General features: G+C 68.7%; 17 protein-coding genes and 1 tRNA gene. 5 read left to right on the top strand and 13 right to left on the bottom strand.

Annotated elements, in window-relative coordinates:
* Positions 1-9: 9 nt before the first annotated feature.
* From VKQ35_RS01445 to VKQ35_RS01430, 4 genes are all read right to left on the bottom strand, one after another.
* Positions 10-1,509 carry a class I adenylate-forming enzyme family protein gene (locus VKQ35_RS01445; protein ID WP_324358247.1) on the bottom strand — a complete coding sequence of 500 codons (1,500 nt, stop codon included), beginning with the start codon at positions 1,507-1,509 and terminating at the stop codon, positions 10-12.
* A gap of 8 nt (positions 1,510-1,517) precedes the next feature.
* The gene (locus VKQ35_RS01440; RefSeq protein WP_324358245.1) at positions 1,518-1,826 is read right to left on the bottom strand and encodes a hypothetical protein; all 309 of its coding nucleotides are present in this window, start codon (positions 1,824-1,826) and stop codon (positions 1,518-1,520) included.
* Positions 1,827-1,932: 106 nt separating this feature from the next.
* Positions 1,933-3,987: a PQQ-binding-like beta-propeller repeat protein gene (locus VKQ35_RS01435; protein WP_324358243.1), complete on the bottom strand. Its 2,055-nt coding sequence runs from the start codon at positions 3,985-3,987 to the stop codon at positions 1,933-1,935.
* Positions 3,988-4,000: 13 nt separating this feature from the next.
* Entirely contained in the window at positions 4,001-5,992 is a 1,992-nt protein-coding gene (locus VKQ35_RS01430) for a redoxin domain-containing protein (protein ID WP_324358241.1), read from the bottom strand.
* Between the two features lie 111 nt (positions 5,993-6,103).
* Here VKQ35_RS01430 and VKQ35_RS01425 point away from each other — a divergent pair, with 111 nt between their 5' ends.
* Positions 6,104-7,153, top strand: coding sequence for a hypothetical protein (locus tag VKQ35_RS01425; RefSeq protein WP_324358239.1), 1,050 nt, complete (start codon positions 6,104-6,106; stop codon positions 7,151-7,153).
* A gap of 19 nt (positions 7,154-7,172) precedes the next feature.
* Here VKQ35_RS01425 and VKQ35_RS01420 read toward each other — a convergent pair.
* Positions 7,173-7,248: transfer RNA gene (locus tag VKQ35_RS01420), tRNA-Ile, on the bottom strand.
* A gap of 109 nt (positions 7,249-7,357) precedes the next feature.
* On the opposite strand from VKQ35_RS01420, the gene VKQ35_RS01415 reads away from it, so the two are divergent.
* Positions 7,358-8,101, top strand: coding sequence for an SIMPL domain-containing protein (locus tag VKQ35_RS01415; protein ID WP_324358237.1), 744 nt, complete (start codon positions 7,358-7,360; stop codon positions 8,099-8,101).
* On the opposite strand, the gene VKQ35_RS01410 is transcribed toward VKQ35_RS01415, so the two are convergent.
* Positions 8,098-8,562 carry a hypothetical protein gene (locus tag VKQ35_RS01410; RefSeq protein ID WP_324358235.1) on the bottom strand — a complete coding sequence of 155 codons (465 nt, stop codon included), beginning with the start codon at positions 8,560-8,562 and terminating at the stop codon, positions 8,098-8,100. The two genes, VKQ35_RS01415 and VKQ35_RS01410, sit on opposite strands and share 4 nt — an antisense overlap.
* A gap of 55 nt (positions 8,563-8,617) precedes the next feature.
* Positions 8,618-9,496: an alpha/beta hydrolase gene (locus VKQ35_RS01405; RefSeq protein WP_324358233.1), complete on the bottom strand. Its 879-nt coding sequence runs from the start codon at positions 9,494-9,496 to the stop codon at positions 8,618-8,620.
* Between the two features lie 182 nt (positions 9,497-9,678).
* Here VKQ35_RS01405 and VKQ35_RS01400 point away from each other — a divergent pair, with 182 nt between their 5' ends.
* Positions 9,679-10,929 carry a serine hydrolase domain-containing protein gene (locus tag VKQ35_RS01400; RefSeq protein WP_324358231.1) on the top strand — a complete coding sequence of 417 codons (1,251 nt, stop codon included), beginning with the start codon at positions 9,679-9,681 and terminating at the stop codon, positions 10,927-10,929.
* A 3-nt stretch (positions 10,930-10,932) separates the two neighbouring features.
* On the opposite strand, the gene VKQ35_RS01395 is transcribed toward VKQ35_RS01400, so the two are convergent.
* Complete coding sequence (locus VKQ35_RS01395) at positions 10,933-11,283, bottom strand: hypothetical protein (RefSeq protein ID WP_324358230.1); 351 nt, start codon at positions 11,281-11,283, stop codon at positions 10,933-10,935.
* Positions 11,284-11,428: 145 nt separating this feature from the next.
* Here VKQ35_RS01395 and VKQ35_RS01390 point away from each other — a divergent pair, with 145 nt between their 5' ends.
* Complete coding sequence (locus VKQ35_RS01390; protein ID WP_324358227.1) at positions 11,429-11,674, top strand: flagellar basal body rod C-terminal domain-containing protein; 246 nt, start codon at positions 11,429-11,431, stop codon at positions 11,672-11,674.
* 10 nt (positions 11,675-11,684) lie between these two features.
* Here the strand turns inward: VKQ35_RS01390 and VKQ35_RS01385 are convergent, their stop codons facing one another.
* From VKQ35_RS01385 to VKQ35_RS01370, 4 genes are all read right to left on the bottom strand, one after another.
* Positions 11,685-12,527 (bottom strand): DUF6644 family protein, encoded by an 843-nt coding sequence (locus VKQ35_RS01385; protein WP_324358225.1) that lies wholly within the window; start codon positions 12,525-12,527, stop codon positions 11,685-11,687.
* On the bottom strand, positions 12,524-13,174 hold the full coding sequence (locus VKQ35_RS01380) for a DUF6644 family protein (RefSeq protein WP_324358224.1): 651 nt from the start codon (positions 13,172-13,174) through the stop codon (positions 12,524-12,526). Before VKQ35_RS01380 ends, VKQ35_RS01385 begins: the two co-directional genes overlap by 4 nt.
* Positions 13,175-13,484: 310 nt before the next feature.
* A complete protein-coding gene (locus VKQ35_RS01375) occupies positions 13,485-13,943 on the bottom strand; it encodes a DUF6152 family protein (protein WP_324358222.1) in 459 nt (152 codons plus the stop codon).
* A gap of 88 nt (positions 13,944-14,031) precedes the next feature.
* Positions 14,032-14,925 carry a hypothetical protein gene (locus tag VKQ35_RS01370; protein ID WP_324358221.1) on the bottom strand — a complete coding sequence of 298 codons (894 nt, stop codon included), beginning with the start codon at positions 14,923-14,925 and terminating at the stop codon, positions 14,032-14,034.
* A 145-nt stretch (positions 14,926-15,070) separates the two neighbouring features.
* Here VKQ35_RS01370 and VKQ35_RS01365 point away from each other — a divergent pair, with 145 nt between their 5' ends.
* Positions 15,071-15,691: a TIGR02466 family protein gene (locus tag VKQ35_RS01365; protein ID WP_324358219.1), complete on the top strand. Its 621-nt coding sequence runs from the start codon at positions 15,071-15,073 to the stop codon at positions 15,689-15,691.
* 31 nt (positions 15,692-15,722) lie between these two features.
* Here VKQ35_RS01365 and rpoD read toward each other — a convergent pair.
* A partial coding sequence (gene rpoD / locus VKQ35_RS01360) for an RNA polymerase sigma factor RpoD (RefSeq protein WP_324358218.1) occupies positions 15,723-16,700 on the bottom strand: 978 nt, incomplete at its 5' end.

The following is a 16,700-nucleotide window of genomic DNA, read 5'->3' as shown; positions in this document are numbered from 1 at the left end:
CGGCGGGCCTCAGGCCGCCGTGCGGGCGGCCAGCTCCTGCTTCAGTACGCGGCGCAACAGCTTGCCGGTCTCGTTGTAGGGCAGCTCGGCGCGGAAGTCGTAGCTCTCCGGGGTCTTGGTGGACCGCAGGCGCGCCTTCACCCAAGCGCTGAGCTCATCGGCCGTGGGGGCATCGCCCTTCGGTACCACGAAGGCCGCGACCCGCTCGCCCCACTGGTCGTCCGGCGCGCCGACCACCGCCACGTCGGCGACCTGCGGATGGGCGCGCAAGACGTCCTCGATCTCGCCCGGCGAGATGTTCTCGCCGCCGCGCACGATCACATCGTCCAGCCGGCCCTCGACGAAGAGGAAGCCTTCGGCGTCCAGCCAGCCCTGGTCGTTGGTCGGGAACCAGCCGTCGGCGTCGAGCAGGCTCTTGCCGAGATACTCGCCGGCCACCTGTTCGCCGCGCACATAGACCTCGCCCGCCGAGCCGGTGGGTATGACCTCGCCCGACGGCCCGCGGATCTCCAGCTCCAGACCCGGCAGCACCCGCCCGACCGAACCCAGCCGGCGGCGGACATCGGGATCGTCGGAGGCGATGGCGACGCGGTGGTCGTCGGGGCCCAGCACCGAGATGGTCGAGCTGGTCTCGGTCAAGCCGTAGGCGTTCACGAAATTCACCTGCGGCAGAAGCTTCAGCGCGCGCTCGATCACCGCCGCCGGCATGCGGCCGCCGCCATAGGAGAGCGCCCGCAGGCGTGGCAGGCGCTCGCCCTTGGCCTCCAGCACGTCCAGCACGCGGCCGAGCATGGTCGGCACCAGCATGGCGTGGGTGATCTCTTCCGCCGCGGCGGTCTCGACCCAGGCCTCCGGCGTGAAGGCCGCCAGGTGCACGAGCCGCCGCCCGCCATAGATGCTGGTCAGCACCGCCGAGACGCCGGCGATGTGGTAGGGCGGCACGCTGACCAGAGCCGCCTCGTCCTCCTCCGCGCCCATGAACTCGACTGTGGAGATGACGTAGGACGCGAGGTGTCGATGCCGCAGGACCGCGGCCTTGGGCTCGCCGGTGGTGCCGCTGGTGAACAGCAGGACCGCGATGTCGGGGTCGACGAACGGCGGCTCCACGGCGCGGTTCGCCGGGTCGAGGCAGGCCGCGTCGAAGGCGCTGTGGGCGACGGCGATCACGCCGGGGATGCCGGAGATCCGCGCCAGCATGTCGTCGTCGGCGATGGCGACCGACGGCGCGGTGCGGGCCGCGAGGCGCCTGAGGTCGTCGTCCGGCAGGCGATAGTTCAGCGGCGCGAAGGGGCGGCCGAGCACGCCGCTCGCGAACAGGGCCACCGGCAGGGTCGGCCCGTTCAGGCCCAGCCAGACCACGCTGCCCTCGCCCTCATCGGCGAGCCAGGCCGCGCCGCCGCGGGCGCGGGCCTGCAGCTCGGCGAAGCTGACCGGCGCGGCGCGGGGGCCCAGCGCGGCGCGGTCGGGGAAGGCGTCGGCGGCCATCTCGAGAAGCAGCGCGGCGTGCATGAGAAGACCTAGTCCGACGCGGGAAGCTTCTTGGCTTCCTTCATGGTCAGCGGCCGGCCGTCCAGCGAGAGCGAGCCCGCGCCCGGCTTGCTGCACAGGGCCTCCAGGCCGGTTTCTTCGTCCACATATCGCTTGCCGAGCAGGCTGCCGGCGGCGCGATCGGGCGATATCGTCGCCCCGGCCGGCCGTTCGGCGGCGTGCGGCAGCATCGGCTGGCCGCCGCACTCCAGGCTGCCCGACGCCGACGGCGGGCGGACGAGCACCACTTCGGTGTCGCAGACCGCGCTCTTCCAGCGCGATCCGGGCTTCAGATCCATCAACTCACCCCTCAAGCAAAGGCCGTAGCGAGGCCAACCTCTTACGCTGCCCGCCCAATCTGCGCGATCTTGCTTTCGAGGGGAACCGCCGGATCGCGGAAGGCCGTCAGGACCTCGGGCCGCCCAGGGCGAACACCACTACGGCGGGCTCGCCCTTCGGCGTGTCGGCAACCCCGCCGCGGGCCCGCCGGAAGGCCTGGTAGCGCCGCGAGAGGTCGCCGATGTGGTTGTTGCGCAGACCTGTGACCACCGCGACGTACTGCGTCTGACCGACGCTGTAGGTGATCACGCTGGAGCTCGGATAGTTGTCGAGCGGGGCCTGCCAGAGCAGCTTGCCGTCGCGGTCGTCGAAGGCCTTCAGCGCGGGGTCGAGGTCGCCCGCGAAGACGACGCCGCCGGCCGTGGCCAGCGCCGAGGTGGAGATCGGCGCGGTGAGGTCGTGCTTCCAGGCCAGTTTGCGGCCCTTCAGGTCCATGGCCTGCAGCCGGCCCATCATGCCGCTCTTCGCCGCCTCCGGATGGTCGGCGGGGGTCAACCCCACGCCGGAGCTCAACAGCTGGTAGCCGCTGGGCGGGCCGAACAGCATGCACCACTGGGTCAGCGGCGCGAACAGCAGCCCGCTGTGCGGATTGGTCGAGGTCGCGGGCCAGGACCGCGCGCCGGACGGCCCCGGGCAGATGACCGTCGGCCGCGCCAGGTCCGGCACCCGCTGCGGGTCGATCGTCTTCGCTCCGGTCTTGCGATCGATCGCCGAGATGACGTTCTGCGTGCCCGGGTCGATGGAGAACAGATAGGCGCCGGTCTTGGCGTCGAGCGCGTCGAGGATGGCCATCTTGCCAAGCGTCATCACCACCCGGCGCGGCCGCCCATCGATGTTGAGCGTCGCGAGCGTGCGCTCGAACACCCAGTCGAGGTCCCACTGATCGTTCGGCAGGTGCTGGAAGTGCCAGACGAGCTTGCCGGTGTCTGGGTCCAGGGCGAGCGTGCTGTCGGTGTAGAGCGCGTCCTGCGTCGTCCCAGGAACGCCCGACGGCTTCAGGAGCGGGCCCGTGTCGTAGGTCTGGCCGACCCCGAAATAGACCAGGTTGAGCGCCTTGTCGTAGGTGCCCTGGTCCCAGACCGAGGCGCCGCTCCGCTTGTCGAGCGAAAGGCCGTTCCAGCTGTCCCCGCCGGGCTCGCCGGGCCGCGCGATGGTGTGGAAGCGCCACAGCTCCCGCCCCGTGGCGATGTCCATCCCAATGATGAAGCCGCCGCCCGGGGCGCCGCTGGCGGTGACGCCCTGGATCACCTTGTCGCCGACGATCAGCGGCGCGCTGCGCAGCACGAAGGCCTTGCGGTCCCTGGCCGGCGCCTCGATGGCGATCTCGTGGTCCCAGACCTGCTCGCCGGTCCGCGCGTCGAGCGAAATCACGTGCAGGTCGGAGGTGGGCACGAACACCCGCCCACCCGACAGCGACAGCCCCATCTTCTGGTTGGACGGGACGGTCGGCTTGTAGGTTCGCCGCCAGAGCACCGTCCCGTTCGCCGCGTCCAGCGCCACCACCATGTCCGGGCTGGTCTGCAGGAACATCACCCCGTCATGGACGATGGGCGTCGGCATGCTGGGCCCGCTCGGCAGCGGGGCGCGCCAGGCCGGCGAGAGCGACTTCACCGTTTCGCGGTTGATGGCCGTCAGCGGGCTGAAGTTCTGGCCGTCGTAGGTGCGGCCCCACTGCAGCCAGTCGCCGGGCGAGGGGTCGTGCAGCATGGCGGGCGAGACGGCGCGCACCTTGCCGAGCTGAATCTGGGCGGCGGCGCTCGGCGCGACGGAGACCGGCGCGGGCTGGGCCGGGAACTGCGCCGCCTGCGCCTGGACACTGCGGCCGGTCAGGAAGGTGGCCACGGCGGTCAGGTCGGCCGCCGAGAGGCCCGTGGCCATGGGCTTCATGATCCCGCCGGTCAGGGCCTCCAGGATCTCCTGATTGCTCCGGCTGCGCAGCTGGTCGCGGCTGGGCGCGCGGGCGACCGGGGGCTCGTGGCAGCTCTTGCAACGGGCCTCGAAGACGGCGGCGCCGGCGGCGTTCGGCGTGGGCGCGCCTTCCTGGGCGGCTGCGGACCCGCCGGCGCTGGCGGCCAGCAGGACCGCGGCGAGAAGGCGGCTCGCCGCGCGGCGCAGGATCATTCGGTCAGCCCGTTCAGTTCGAGGCGACCGGGCGGCCGCCGGCCGACTCCGAGGCCGTCTGCTTGGGCCGCACCAGATTGGGCCCGCGCACGGTGGCGGCCGCGAGCTCCTCGGCGTCCAGGACCCCGTCGTGGTTCTTGTCCAGCGCTGCGAAATTGGCCTTCAGCTTCTGGCCGACGGTCCCGCGCAGCTCCGACGGCTCCAGCTTGCCGTCCATGTTGGAGTCCAGCGCGCCCATCAGCTGGCCCTTGGCCATCAGCTGATCGTAGTCGCCGTGCGGCTTGGCCACCGTCTCGCCGATCCACCGGTAGTGGATGAAGAAGGTCAGCATCTCGTCGGTCGTCTGCTCGCCGAACACGATGTCCTTCTTCGGGTCCGGGTTGCCGTGGTTGCGGGTCGAGTTGTCGTAGGTCCAGCGGTTGATGATCCGCGAGCCGGCCGGGACCATGATCGGCTTTTCGAGATAGAACTCGCACTGCCAGTTGAAGTCGTAACGCGGCACCGCCAGCACGATCTCCTCGTGACCGTCGGGATAGAGGATCGAGACCTGGGTCGATCCCCCGCGCACATGGGCGTGCGCCGTCAGGCCGTAGACCAGCATGTCCTTCGGGATGTCGGCGTAGGCCACCTCCGGGTGGTACTCCTCGCCGGCGGGAATGGTGATGCCGGTCCCGTACACCCCGTAGGTGCGCATCGGGTACTTCGGCTCCTGCCCCTTGGGATAGAAGTAGAGCCCGACCTTCGTCGCCTCGGTCGTGGGCTTGCCGTAGGGCGTGTAGTGGGTCTGCATGTGGATGTCGGCGTTGGCCGGCACCCAGACGCCCATGTCCTTCGGCACCAGGTTGATCACCCGGCCGGGCCCCTGTCCGCCAATGCCGCCGGCCGCCATCTCCTGACGGATCATGGCGCCGGTCTCGCCGGGCGAACTGAGCGTGGTGGTGACGTGATGCAGCACCTTCTTGTCGGTGACGAGGAACTCGCTGGCCTTCAGCCAGCGGCCCTCGCTCATGTTCGTCGCCACCACCGGATTCTGGTAGGGCAGCACGCCCGTGGCGGGCACATCGACCGGCGGCAGCGCCAGAACCACGTCCGGCGTGCCCAGCTTCCAGGGCGGCGCATGGAAGCTCTGGTTGGCGAGCGGATCCTCGCCGGCGCCGCGCGGCGAGCCGGCCTCGATCCAGTGCACCAGGGTCTTGAGCTGATCGGAGGACAGGCCCTCGTTGGGCGCCCAGTGGCCGACCGTGACGTCCGGCTGGAACGGCGGCATGCGGTGGGTCTGCAGCACCTCGCGGATCATCGGCGAGAAGCCCTTGATCTGCTCGTAGGTGGTGAGTTGCATGGGGCCAAGGCCCCCCGGCTGGTGGCAGACGACGCACTTGGCCTGAACGATCGGAACGACGTCGCGGGCGTAGGAAATCTCCGCCCATTTGGCCTCCGCCTTCTGCGGATAGGCGATGGCCTCGCCGCGCGCAGGCTCAGGGCGAAGGCTGACCGATTGGCCGGCGACCAGCCCGTCCAGCGCCCGCTTGGCCGACGGCGAGTCCACGGGACCGCGGAAGGCCACCGTCCAACCCTTCGGGTCGAGCACCAGGATCTCGGCCGAGCGGGTCAGGCCCAGGCTCTCGCCGACCAGCTGCTCGTAGTCGAACAGCACCGGGATGTTCAGGCCCGCGGCCGCGGCGTCGGCGGCCAGCTTGGCGCGCGTGTCGCCCAGGCGCGGATCGACGATCAGGAACTCCACGCCCTTGCCGCCGTAGGCCGCCTTCAGCGCCGCCAGCGCCGGCGCGTCCGCCCGGAACCGGCCGTCGCCGGCGGCGTAGGAGACCAGGACCACGGCCTTGTCGTCGTCCATCTTGTAGAGGCGGCGCCCGACATAGTGCTGATCCGACAGCTGGAAGTCGGCGACGCGCTGCGGCGCGGCCGCGGTAAGAGCGGGCGCGCCACCCGACAGGCTCAGCAGAGCGCCGGCCACGGCCAGCCCGGCCAGCTTTGCGTATACCGCCATCCTCGCCTCCCATTGGCGGCCGCATTTGACTTGCGGCCTTTCCCAGCGTCGGATCGTCGGCGAAGCCTATGCCGATTTATGGTGACGTCCAGTCTTCGAAGGAGCGGTGCGATGAAGCAGGTGTCCCTCGGTCTGATCGCCGTCGCGGCGCTGGCCCTTTCCAGCCCAGCCTTGGCCGCGTCCGCGCCCTATCACGCCCCGCGCGCCGTCGACGGGCAGCCCGACCTGCAGGGCGCCTGGACCAACGCCAGCCTGACTCCGCTGGAGCGGCCGCCGGCGACGGGCGATCGGCTGGTGATGACCCCCGACGAAGTCAAGGCCGTCGAGGGCCGCCGCGCCGACATCAAGGCTAAGGACGCCGCGCCCACGCCCACCTCGCTCGACGCCAACAAGCTGCCCTGCTACGCGGCCAACCTGACGGCGGGAGGCGACAACGTCGACTGCGGTTACAACGCCTTCTGGACCGACCACGGCGATGCGGTGATGCGCGTGAACGGCGAGCCCCGCACCTCGCTGATCACCTTCCCGGCCAATGGCCGCATGCCGGCCCGCCTGCCGCGCAAGCCCGGCGCGCCCGCGCCGGTGCGCGGCGTCTATGGCCGGGCGGGCGAAAACCCGGAGAACCAGACGCTGGCCGAGCGCTGCATCACCTCCTTCGCCAACCATGCCGGCCCGGTGATGCTGCCCAGCTTCTACAACTCCAACTACCAGATCGTGCAGGGCCGCGACTCGGTCGCCATCCTGGTCGAAATGATCCACGACGTGCGGATCGTGCGCCTGAACAGCCAGCACAGCCCCATGAAGGTCTGGTATGGCGACTCCATCGGCCACTACGAAGGCGACACCCTGGTGGTCGAGACCACCAACTACAATCCCAACCAGCAGATGTTCGGCGGCACGTCCGACATGAAGGTCACCGAGCGCTTCACCCGCGTCGGGCCGAAGCGCCTGCGCTACGAGTTCAAGGTCGAGGACCCCAACGTCTGGGCGACGCCCTGGGGCGGCGAATACGAATTCAGCCCGGCCAAGGGCCCGGTCTACGAATACGCCTGTCACGAGGGCAACTATGCCCTCCCCGACATCCTGGCCGGCGCGCGGCTCGAGGAAGCCGAGGCCGCCAAGAAGATCAGCGCCTCGGCCGACGTGAAGGGCCGCCCCTAGGGCGCCCGCGCCGCCTCGCTGGTGGGCCCGGCAGGACTCGAACCTGCAACCAGACCGTTATGAGCGGCCGGCTCTAACCATTGAGCTACAGGCCCCAGCAGCGACGCTGGTCCGGCGGTACCACGGCCGGACGAGGCCTTAAAGCTTGCGTTCATCCGCGGCCTGCGATGGCGTGGCGCCTGGGCGGGCAGATGGAGATTTGCGATGAAGATGCCTCTGCGCGCCGGCCTGCTCGCCCTGGCGCTGGCCGCACCCGCTCCGCTCTCGGCGGCGCACGCCCAGGCCGCGGGACCCAGCGCGGCCGAGAGCCTGTTCCACGCCACCACGCTCAACCTGTCGGCCTATGGCGAGAGCAAGCTCAGCCCGGACATGGCGACCATCAGCCTGGGCGTCGCCACCGAGGGCGGCACGGCCGCGCGCGCCCTTTCCGACAACGCCGCGCGGATGAACCAGGTGCTGGGGGCGCTGAAGGCGGCGGGCGTGCCGCAGAAGGACATCCGCACCTCGGGCCTCAACCTCAACGCTCAGTACGCCTATGAGCAGGGCCAGGCGCCGCGGCTCACCGGTTATCACGCAACCGACCAGGTCACGGTGACGGTGCATGACCTGAGCAAGGTGGGCGCGATCGCCGACGCCACGGTCGGCGCGGGCGCGAACCAGGTGAACGGCGTCAGCTTCGGCCTCGCCGATCCGACGGCGGCGGCGAACGCGGCGCGTGAGGAGGCGGTCCGGGCGCTCGCCGCCAAGGCCGAGCTCTATGCGCGCGCCAGCGGCTATCGTGTCGCGCGGCTGGTGTCGCTGAGCGAAGGCGGCGGCGTCGAGGCCTATCGGCCGCAAGCGATGACGGTCATGGCCCAGGCGCGGGTGCAGAACGTGCCGACCACCGTCGCGCCCGGCGAACTCACCGTTCGGGTCGACATCAGCGGCCTCTACGAGCTGACGCGCTAAAGCCCCGCGGCCTTGAAGGCGTTGGCGAGGCGATCGGCCATCATCCGGCCGGGGAAGGCGCGGTCGCCCTCCATCATGGCGGCGTAGACCAGGCCCTTGCCGGGGATCGGCCCCGACGCCCAGCCGACGCCGCGCGAGGCGTCGTTGGTGGAGCTGCAGCTCAGCATGTGGGTCTGGCCGTCCTTCTCCGTGGCCTTCAGGAGCTGGTCGATGGTCTGGGTGTCGTTGTTCGTGCCGTCGCAGGCCGGGAGCGCGCGCGCGCAGGCGCTGTGGGTGTTGTAGCGGTAGACCAGCTTGCCGCTGGCCTGTTCGGCGATCAGCAGGCAGGAGGCCGGGTCGCCGATCGCCTGGGAGATGGCCGCGTCCAGCGTGTCCTTGTCGACGCCCTTCGGGGCGTCGGGTGAACAGGCCGTCAGCACGACGGCGGCGAGACAGACGGCGGCGGCGCGGGAAGCGGTCATGCCGCCTCCAATACGCAGGAAGCGGTTGGGGTTCAACGCGGGGTCCGGCGCGGCCTCAGCCGGCGTGGGCGTGCAGGAAGTCGGTCAGCTGCTGCAGCACCGGCGCGCGGCCCCGGAATGGCCTTGAGAGCGCCAGCACCATGCGCACGTGATCGACGCCGGCGTAGTGCTCCTCCTCCACCGGCACGCCGGCGGCGCGCAGCTTGGCCGCCAGTTTCACGGTGTTCTTCGGGAAGACCATGGTGTCGGCGTCGCCGGTGGCCAGGAAGGCGGGCGGCGAGTCCTTGGTCACGAAGCTGGTCGGCTGGGTGCCTGGCAGGTCGGCCGCCTCGCCGAAGGTGCGTTCCGCGATCGGATCGGTCAGCGGCAGGAAGTCGTAGGGTCCAGACAGGCCGCCCAGCGCCCTGATGTGCTTGGGGTCGACGCCGGCCGCCTTCAGATAGCGGGTGTCGAGCGCGATCATCGCGGCGTTGTAGGCGCCCGCCGAGTGGCCGACGAGCACGATGCGGTTGGGGTCGCCGCCGAACTCCGCCGCGTGGTCCTGCGCCCAACGCACGGCCTGGGCGCCGTCCTGCAGGAAGCCCGGATAGCGCACCTGCGGATAGAGGCCGTAGTCGGGGAGCACGGTCACGAAACCGCGTGAGGCCAGCGCCTGGCCGACCCAGCCGTAGTCCTGCCGGCGCCCGGTGTCCCAGGACCCGCCATAGAAGAACACCGCCACCGGGGCCGGTGCGTCGCCCTTGGCGCGGTGCGGGCCGAAGACGTCGAGGCGCTGATGTGGCTGCGGCCCAAAGGCCACGTTGCGCGCCTGGCGCGCGGCCGGGTCCTTGGGCGTCAGCGCTGCGAACAGGCTCAGCGGCGCGCAGGCCGCGGTCAGGGCCGCGCCCACAGCCGCCAGGCTCAAGCGCCGGGTCAATCGGCCAGTCTCGCTCATGGTCTCCAGCTAGGCCACGGCCCCGCGGCGGGCAACTGTACTATTCGCCTCAGCTAGTACGAAGGAAGCTTGAACAGGGACGCGCCGCTGACGGCTTGACGGGCCGCCTTGGCGCCTGCGCAATGGCCACCTGAACGCCGGTCACCGGCACCGCCCGATCCCGGGCGTTGGGAGTTTGCAGCATGGACGGCGATCAAGCGGGCGGCGGGTTCGTCGAGGCGGCGCTGGCGCAGATTCCGCCGGCCCTGCAGGCGGTGATCGACGCGGGCGATCTCTCCGGTTTCGTGACGCTCGTCTGGCGCAAGGGCGAGGTCGCCCAGGTCCTGACGCTCGGCCAGCGCGACATCGAGGCCGGCCTGCCGATGACCCGCGACACCCTCTTCCGCATCGCCTCGATGACCAAGCCGGTGACCTCGGTCGCGGCGCTGATGCTGTGGGAGGAAGGCAAGCTCAAGCTCGACGACCCGATCGTCAAATGGCTCCCCGAGTTCGCGGACATGCGGGTGCTGAAGGAGGCTGCCGGCCCGGTCGACGACACCTATCCCTCGCCGCGCGAGATCACCGTCGAAGACCTGATGACCCACCGGGCGGGCCTCGCCTACGCCTTCACCTCGATCGGGCCGATCGGCCAGCTCTATGAGGACACGCTCGGCCCGCCGCTCGGCGGGACGATGACGCCGGATGAGTGGCTCAAGCGGCTGGGGAGCCTGCCGCTCAGCTATCCGCCGGGCGAACGGTTCCACTACAGCCACGCGACCGAGGTGCTGGGCTATCTGGTGGCGCGGATCGAGGGCAAGCCGCTGGGCCGGGTCCTGAAGGACCGCATCTTCGCGCCGCTCGGCATGGGCGACACCGACTTCTGGTGCCCGCCGGAGAAGCGCGGCCGGATGGCCAAGCTCTATCGGGCCAAACCAGGGAGCGACACCCTGGAGGATGTCTCCTTCCCGCACGTCGACAGCCAGCCGGCGCTGGAACCGGGCGGCGGCGGCCTGATCTCCACGGCCGACGACTATCTGAAGTTCGCCCGCATGATGCTGGGCAAGGGCGAGGTCGACGGCGTGCGGCTGCTGAAGGCCTCGACCGTCGAGATGATGACGCAGAACCGCCTGACAGACGCCCAGCGGCAGATCCCGTTCATGGGCATCCCGTTCTGGCTGGGCCAGGGGTTCGGCCTGGGCGTTTCGGTGATCACCGACCCGGAGAAGCAGGCCTGGATGGGCGCTGGCTCCGCCGGCGCGTTCGGCTGGCCGGGCGCCTTTGGCACCTGGTGGCAGGCCGACCCCGCCGAGGACATGGTGATGATCTACCTGATCCAGAACTCCATGCCGCTCGGCCCGGAGGCCGCCGCCGAGCTCGCCACCGGCCAGCGGATGGGCGGGCGCGTCGCCCTGCCCATCTTCCAGAAGACGGTCTACGCAGCGCTCGGCAAATAACCGCTACGGGCGCTGCGGGGCCACGCACATGGCCTGGCCTTTCCAGTTGGCGTTCACCAGGCTGCCGTGGCTGACGGCGGCCAGCCGTGCCTGCTCATAGGCGGCGCTCTCGCCGGGCGGATTGACGCCGGGCGGGCAGAGCGAGGCCTTCACCTGCCGGGTCGCCGCCGGGCAGATGCAGATGTCTTCCTGATAGCTGAGGCGGCTGGCGTCCTGCGACTTGCAGTGCGGGGCGAGCTGACGGCCGCCGCTGTCGAGGCAGATGGTGGTCGTGGTCTTGTCGATCACGTCGGCTGACGCGGCGCCGGCGCTGATCGCCAGGGCGGTCGCCGCCAGGAGGATGGATAGCTTCATGGCGTTCTCCGTCTCGTCCCCCGAACGGGTCTATTGAGCCGCCGAACTTCCCTTCGCGTCAACCTGCTCCGATGGCGGAAACGGCCCGCAAAGGTTGTCGCCGGTTCACCACGAAACCTCGCGATAGCTTAACCGTGGGCGGCCTATGACTGGCCTCATGGACCCGATCTCGATCGCCCGTTACGGCATGATGGCCGCAACCCAGCAGCTGACGGCGTCGGCGACCCGCGTCGCGGGCGCGGCGAATGACAGCAGCGTCGATTACGCCAGCGAAGCCGTGACCCAGATCGAGGCCTCGACGGCGTTCAAGGCCGACGTGGGCGTGATCAAGGTCGCCGACGAGATGTGGCAGTCCCTGCTCGACCTGCAGAGCGCGCCAAAGCACAGCTAGGCTTCACGTCCTACTGGTAGGCGATCCACCGCCCGGCCGTCGCGCCCAGCACCCACACCAGAATGCCGAAGTAGGCCATCAGCTTGGTCAGTGGCCCGCCCTCTTCGCCCTTGTTGCGGAAGAGGGTGATCAGCGCGGTCCCGACGATCCAGACGGCGTAGAGCGCCGTGTAGGTCTTGTTGACCGGGTTCAGGTGGTCGTAGTCGTCCGGCTTGATGATGATGTGGGTGTGGACGAACTGGGCGACGATCAGGGCCGCCATGCCGGCGATATAGCCCCAGCGCAGCCGCCCGCGCGTCACGGGGAGCAGGATCAGGGCCGCGGCGGTGATGATGTGATAGACGCCGACGTTGATCAGGTCGGTCGTGCAGAGAATCCAGAGGCCGACCAGGAAGAGGGCGCCGCCGAGCGCGAACCAGATCTTCGGCAAGACGCCCACTGCGCCGTTGGCCGCGGCGACCGGACGGCTGACGCCATAGGTCAGCATGAGGCCGGAGAGCAGGGCGATCATCTTCACCGTGAAGGCGCTCGAGTTATAGAGCTTCACCGCGTTGGAGGAGCCGATCAGCACGCCGGTGACGATGATCCCGACGATGCCGATGGTCTGCCAGAGCCTTAGACTTCGGGCGATCTCCCGTGGCTCCTCATTGGTGATGCCCGCGCCCAACAGGCGCAGGTTGATGAGGATCGTCGTGCCGCCGATCAGGATCAGCGACAGGATGTGGCCCACCTCCCACGAGGCGTAGCCGAACTTCGGACCGCTGACCAAAAGGGCCATCGGGGTGGCGGCCAGGCCGTCCACCCAGTGCGAAGCCTGGGGGAAGAAATGCTGAAAGGTCAGACCGCCGCTCATGACTGGGGCTTCCACATCTGAGCATCGAACCGCTGCCCGGCCATATTCTGTTCACCCTTCTCGGAGGTCTTGCACTGCTGCACCCAGTTGACCCAGTCCGGCTGTTTCTTGCCGCATTGGTACACGTCGTAGGGCGTGAACCGGCCGCAGATGATCACCAGGGTCCAGAGGATCAGGGAGGCCGCGGCGGACATCCGCGCCGGCCTCGGCGGGACCTCGTCGGCGTCCCAGCTTCCCTGCGTCGCCTGCACCCGGCCGTGGAAGATCACGATGTTGAGCAGGGCCAGCGCCAGGAAGACCATTTTCGCGAGGAACCAGACCGTGTGGTAGTAGGTGATCGGTCGGGAGAACAGCAGGGCCACGCCCGTCACCACCACGAAGGCGAAGCTGAACACGGTCATCGGCAGGACCGCGTCGCTGACCACCGACACGCGGGTCTTGCGCAGCGTCACGCCCAGGAGCCGCAGGTCCACGATCATGATGGTGCCGGCGAACAGCATCAGCACAATGAGATGCGTGCCCTCAAGCAGGCTCCAGAAGTTCAGCGAGCCCAGCAAGAGTTCGCTGAAGGACTGGCCGTCCGGCGTCGGGCCCTTGCCCCATACGTGCTGGACCCAGTTCAGGAGGGCGTTTATCGACGCCGCCAATCCGTTCATTCCGTTCCTCACCTTCGGACGACGATCTGCGCCATCGCCTTTGTCGCATAGACTCCGGCTGCGGGGCGCCAATCAAGCAGCTTACGGTTCCGGCGCCGTTACGCTTTGGTTACAGCCCTGAATTCTGAGCTTCACCAAGGGCTAAGCGCAAGCCCCGGGCCGTTCGACCTCCGGGCCACTGATCTTCCGCGCCGCGCCGGTAACCCATCGTAACCCGCGGATCGTCGCCTCGTTTGGGCGGTTCGCAGCCAGAAAAAAGGGGGGCGAAACGCCCCCCTTCCTCGAATTCCAGAGACGCCGACTACGGCTTCTCGGTGGCGTCGGCGCCGTCCTTCGGCGCGCCGGTGCCCGACGAGCCCATGAACAGCTTGCGGCCGTCCGGGAAGGTCACGTCGCGGCCGTTGGCCTTGCAGATCGGCGTGCAGGCCTTGTCCTTGGACTGATAGCCGCGGACCACGATCTCGGTGCCGACCTTCAGCGAGTTGCGGTCGATGCCGGCGCGCAGCAGGGTGTTGGGCGTGCCGCCCTCGACCATCCACTCGACCTGGGCGAAGTCCGGGTTGGTGTTCATCACGTGAACCCAGGCGTGCGGGTTGATCCACTCGACCTTGACCACCTTGCCGCGGAGCAGCACGGGGGACTTGCCGTCAAATTCGGCGGCGAAGGCGTGGTGGGCGACGGCCTGGGTGACGCCGATCGAAGCGGCAGCCAGGAGGCCGGCGGAAATCACGGCGGGAACAATGAGCTTACGGAAATTCATTTGGGCGTCTCCGGCGGAGGATGCTGATATTCTTGCATCTTCCCACGGCGTCTTTGCGGCGTCACGGGAAGACAGGTGGGTCAGATCGTCACTTCAGCGGTTCTTTCCGCAGGTGACCATACATCAGTTCTTCGACGAATTCGACGCACTTGAATTGCTGCAGGCGCGCGTCCTCGCCGACGTGCTTGTAGAGGTTCATGCTCATCTTCCACGGGCGGGTGAAGATCGAGGGATCCTCGATCGTCGCCTCGTAGCGCATCACGCCGGGGCCGGTGGGGGTCCAGCGCTCGGTGACCTTGAGATCGCCGGTGTGGAAGTTGCCGGCGCGGTCGAACCAGGAGGAGTCCAGCATGCCGGTGACGACGACGACCAGCGTGTCGCCTTCCCAGTGGGCGACCGACTGGCCCATCCAGCTGTCGACCGGCGCGGGGCCGGGATCCTTGAACTGCAGATTGCGCACCGCGCCCGCATATTCGTAGGCGATCAGGGTGGCGCTTTCCGATTGGAAGATCTGGAACGGCAGGGCCATGTAGTTGGCGCGCGGCACGCCCGGCAGGTAGCACTTGATCTCCGGATCCTTGTGGATCCAGTCAGCGTGGTTGGCGTCGCGCGTCTTCAGGGCTTCGGCCGTGTAGGGGATCGTGCCCCCTTCGACGACGCTCAAGCCGGCGGGCACCGAGCCCACGGCGCCCAGCGCCAGGACTTCCTTGGCCGGCACCGGCACCACCGGACCCGGGCGCATCTGCAGCGCCGCGCTCGAGGCGTGGGCTTCCAGGTTGTAGTTGGCGGTGTTCATCACCTGCCACACGCCGTTCAGGTCGGGATGCTTGCCATCCGGGCCCCTGGGCGCGCGGTAGGCGCCGGCCTTGGGGGCCGCTTTCGCCGCCGCAACCGGCTTCGGCTTGGCGGGCGCGGTCTGGGCTTGCGCCTGACCGCCAATAACCGCGCCGGCCAAAGCCAGCACAACCAATGTCCTGATCATAATTTCGCTCCCCAAATCCCCATCTCGAAACCGACGGAGTCGTCTTTCCTCAAATACCTATCGGACCTTTGGGCGAAGCGCCAGCACCCCTGCTTACAGCGTCTCGGCTTTTGACAATCGCGCCGCAGGCGACTAGCGCCAAACCATGGCGCTCCGACACCTGTTCGCGACTCCCGTCCTTGAGCTGTCGCTTAGCACAGACCCGAGTTTCGAAAATTTCAGGGCCGAATTGGAAGCCGCCTGCCGCATGCTGGCCGCCGAGGACGCCGCCGGGCGGGCCTGGTGCAAGGCCAACGGCTATGGGGGGTACACCTCCTATGCGTCGCTGGACGACCTGCCGACCCGGGTCAGCGTGTTCGGCGAATTGAAGGCCTTGCTGGACCGCCACGCCAAGGCCTTCGCGCAGGATCTCGCCTTCGATCTGAAGAGCGGCCGGCTGAAGCTCGACAGCCTGTGGGTCAATATCCTCAAACCCGGCGCGGCCCACTCCGGCCACATCCATCCGCACAGCGTGATCTCCGGCACGGTCTATGTAGCCACGCCCAAGGGTTCGAGCGCGCTCAAGCTGGAGGATCCGCGCCTGCCCCTGATGATGGCCGCCCCGCCACGCCGCGCCGATGCGGCCGAGGAAGCTCGACCGTTCGTCTACCTGACGCCGGAGCCCGGCACGGTCTTTATGTGGGAAAGCTGGCTCCGGCACGAGGTCCCGGCCAACCGGGCGAAGACCGACCGCATCTCGATCAGCTTCAACTACGCCTGGAAATGAAAAAGCCCCGCCGAAGCGGGGCCTGATCGATCTAGCTGTCGAGGAAGCTGCGCAGCTTCCGGCTCCGGCTCGGGTGCTTCAGCTTACGCAGCGCCTTGGCCTCGATCTGGCGGATGCGTTCGCGGGTCACGCTGAACTGCTGGCCGACTTCCTCAAGCGTATGGTCGGTGTTCATGCCGATGCCGAAGCGCATGCGCAGCACGCGCTCCTCCCGCGGCGTCAGCGAGGCGAGCACGCGGGTGGTGGTTTCCCGCAGGTTCGACTGGATGGCCGCGTCGATCGGCAGGACCGCGTTCTTGTCCTCGATGAAGTCGCCCAGGTGGCTGTCTTCCTCGTCGCCGATGGGGGTTTCGAGGCTGATCGGCTCCTTGGCGATCTTCAGGACCTTGCGGACCTTCTCCAGCGGCATGGCGAGCTTTTCGGCCAGTTCCTCCGGCGTCGGCTCACGGCCGATCTCGTGCAGCATCTGGCGGCTGGTGCGGACGATCTTGTTGATCGTCTCGATCATGTGCACCGGGATGCGGATGGTCCGCGCCTGGTCGGCGATCGAGCGGGTGATCGCCTGGCGGATCCACCAGGTGGCGTAGGTCGAGAACTTGTAGCCGCGGCGGTACTCGAACTTATCGACCGCCTTCATCAGGCCGATGTTGCCCTCCTGGATCAGGTCCAGGAACTGCAGGCCGCGGTTGGTGTATTTCTTGGCGATGGAGATCACCAGGCGCAGGTTCGCCTCGACCATCTCTTTCTTGGCCTGGCGGGCCTCGCGTTCGCCCTTCTGCACGGTCTGGACGATGCGGCGGTAGTCGTCGATCGGCACGCCGGTCTCGGTGGCGAGCGCGGCGATCTCGGTGCGGATGTCGCCGATCTGGCCGTTGTCGTTCTCGGCGAACTTGGTCCAGCGGATGCCCAGCGCCTTGACCTGATCGGTCCAGTCGGGACGCATCTCCGAGCCGAAGTAGGCCTTCAGGAACTCCGAGCGACTGATGCCGTAGCTGTCGGCCAGGCGCAG

It is taken from the genome of Phenylobacterium sp. (assembly GCF_035309685.1).
Lineage (GTDB): Bacteria > Pseudomonadota > Alphaproteobacteria > Caulobacterales > Caulobacteraceae > Phenylobacterium.
This window is presented reverse-complemented; position numbering and strand designations above follow the sequence as displayed.

Bases quoted from the DNA above. Each gene is read 5' to 3' on its own strand.
- VKQ35_RS01445 (WP_324358247.1), bottom strand. From the start codon at position 1,509: ATGCACGCCGCGCTGCTTCTCGAGATGGCCGCCGACGCCTTCCCCGAC.
- VKQ35_RS01440 (WP_324358245.1), bottom strand. From the start codon at position 1,826: ATGGATCTGAAGCCCGGATCGCGCTGGAAGAGCGCGGTCTGCGACACC.
- VKQ35_RS01435 (WP_324358243.1), bottom strand. From the start codon at position 3,987: ATGATCCTGCGCCGCGCGGCGAGCCGCCTTCTCGCCGCGGTCCTGCTG.
- VKQ35_RS01430 (WP_324358241.1), bottom strand. From the start codon at position 5,992: ATGGCGGTATACGCAAAGCTGGCCGGGCTGGCCGTGGCCGGCGCTCTG.
- VKQ35_RS01425 (WP_324358239.1), top strand. From the start codon at position 6,104: ATGAAGCAGGTGTCCCTCGGTCTGATCGCCGTCGCGGCGCTGGCCCTT.
- VKQ35_RS01415 (WP_324358237.1), top strand. From the start codon at position 7,358: ATGAAGATGCCTCTGCGCGCCGGCCTGCTCGCCCTGGCGCTGGCCGCA.
- VKQ35_RS01410 (WP_324358235.1), bottom strand. From the start codon at position 8,562: ATGACCGCTTCCCGCGCCGCCGCCGTCTGTCTCGCCGCCGTCGTGCTG.
- VKQ35_RS01405 (WP_324358233.1), bottom strand. From the start codon at position 9,496: ATGAGCGAGACTGGCCGATTGACCCGGCGCTTGAGCCTGGCGGCTGTG.
- VKQ35_RS01400 (WP_324358231.1), top strand. From the start codon at position 9,679: ATGGACGGCGATCAAGCGGGCGGCGGGTTCGTCGAGGCGGCGCTGGCG.
- VKQ35_RS01395 (WP_324358230.1), bottom strand. From the start codon at position 11,283: ATGAAGCTATCCATCCTCCTGGCGGCGACCGCCCTGGCGATCAGCGCC.
- VKQ35_RS01390 (WP_324358227.1), top strand. From the start codon at position 11,429: ATGACTGGCCTCATGGACCCGATCTCGATCGCCCGTTACGGCATGATG.
- VKQ35_RS01385 (WP_324358225.1), bottom strand. From the start codon at position 12,527: ATGAGCGGCGGTCTGACCTTTCAGCATTTCTTCCCCCAGGCTTCGCAC.
- VKQ35_RS01375 (WP_324358222.1), bottom strand. From the start codon at position 13,943: ATGAATTTCCGTAAGCTCATTGTTCCCGCCGTGATTTCCGCCGGCCTC.
- VKQ35_RS01370 (WP_324358221.1), bottom strand. From the start codon at position 14,925: ATGATCAGGACATTGGTTGTGCTGGCTTTGGCCGGCGCGGTTATTGGC.
- VKQ35_RS01365 (WP_324358219.1), top strand. From the start codon at position 15,071: ATGGCGCTCCGACACCTGTTCGCGACTCCCGTCCTTGAGCTGTCGCTT.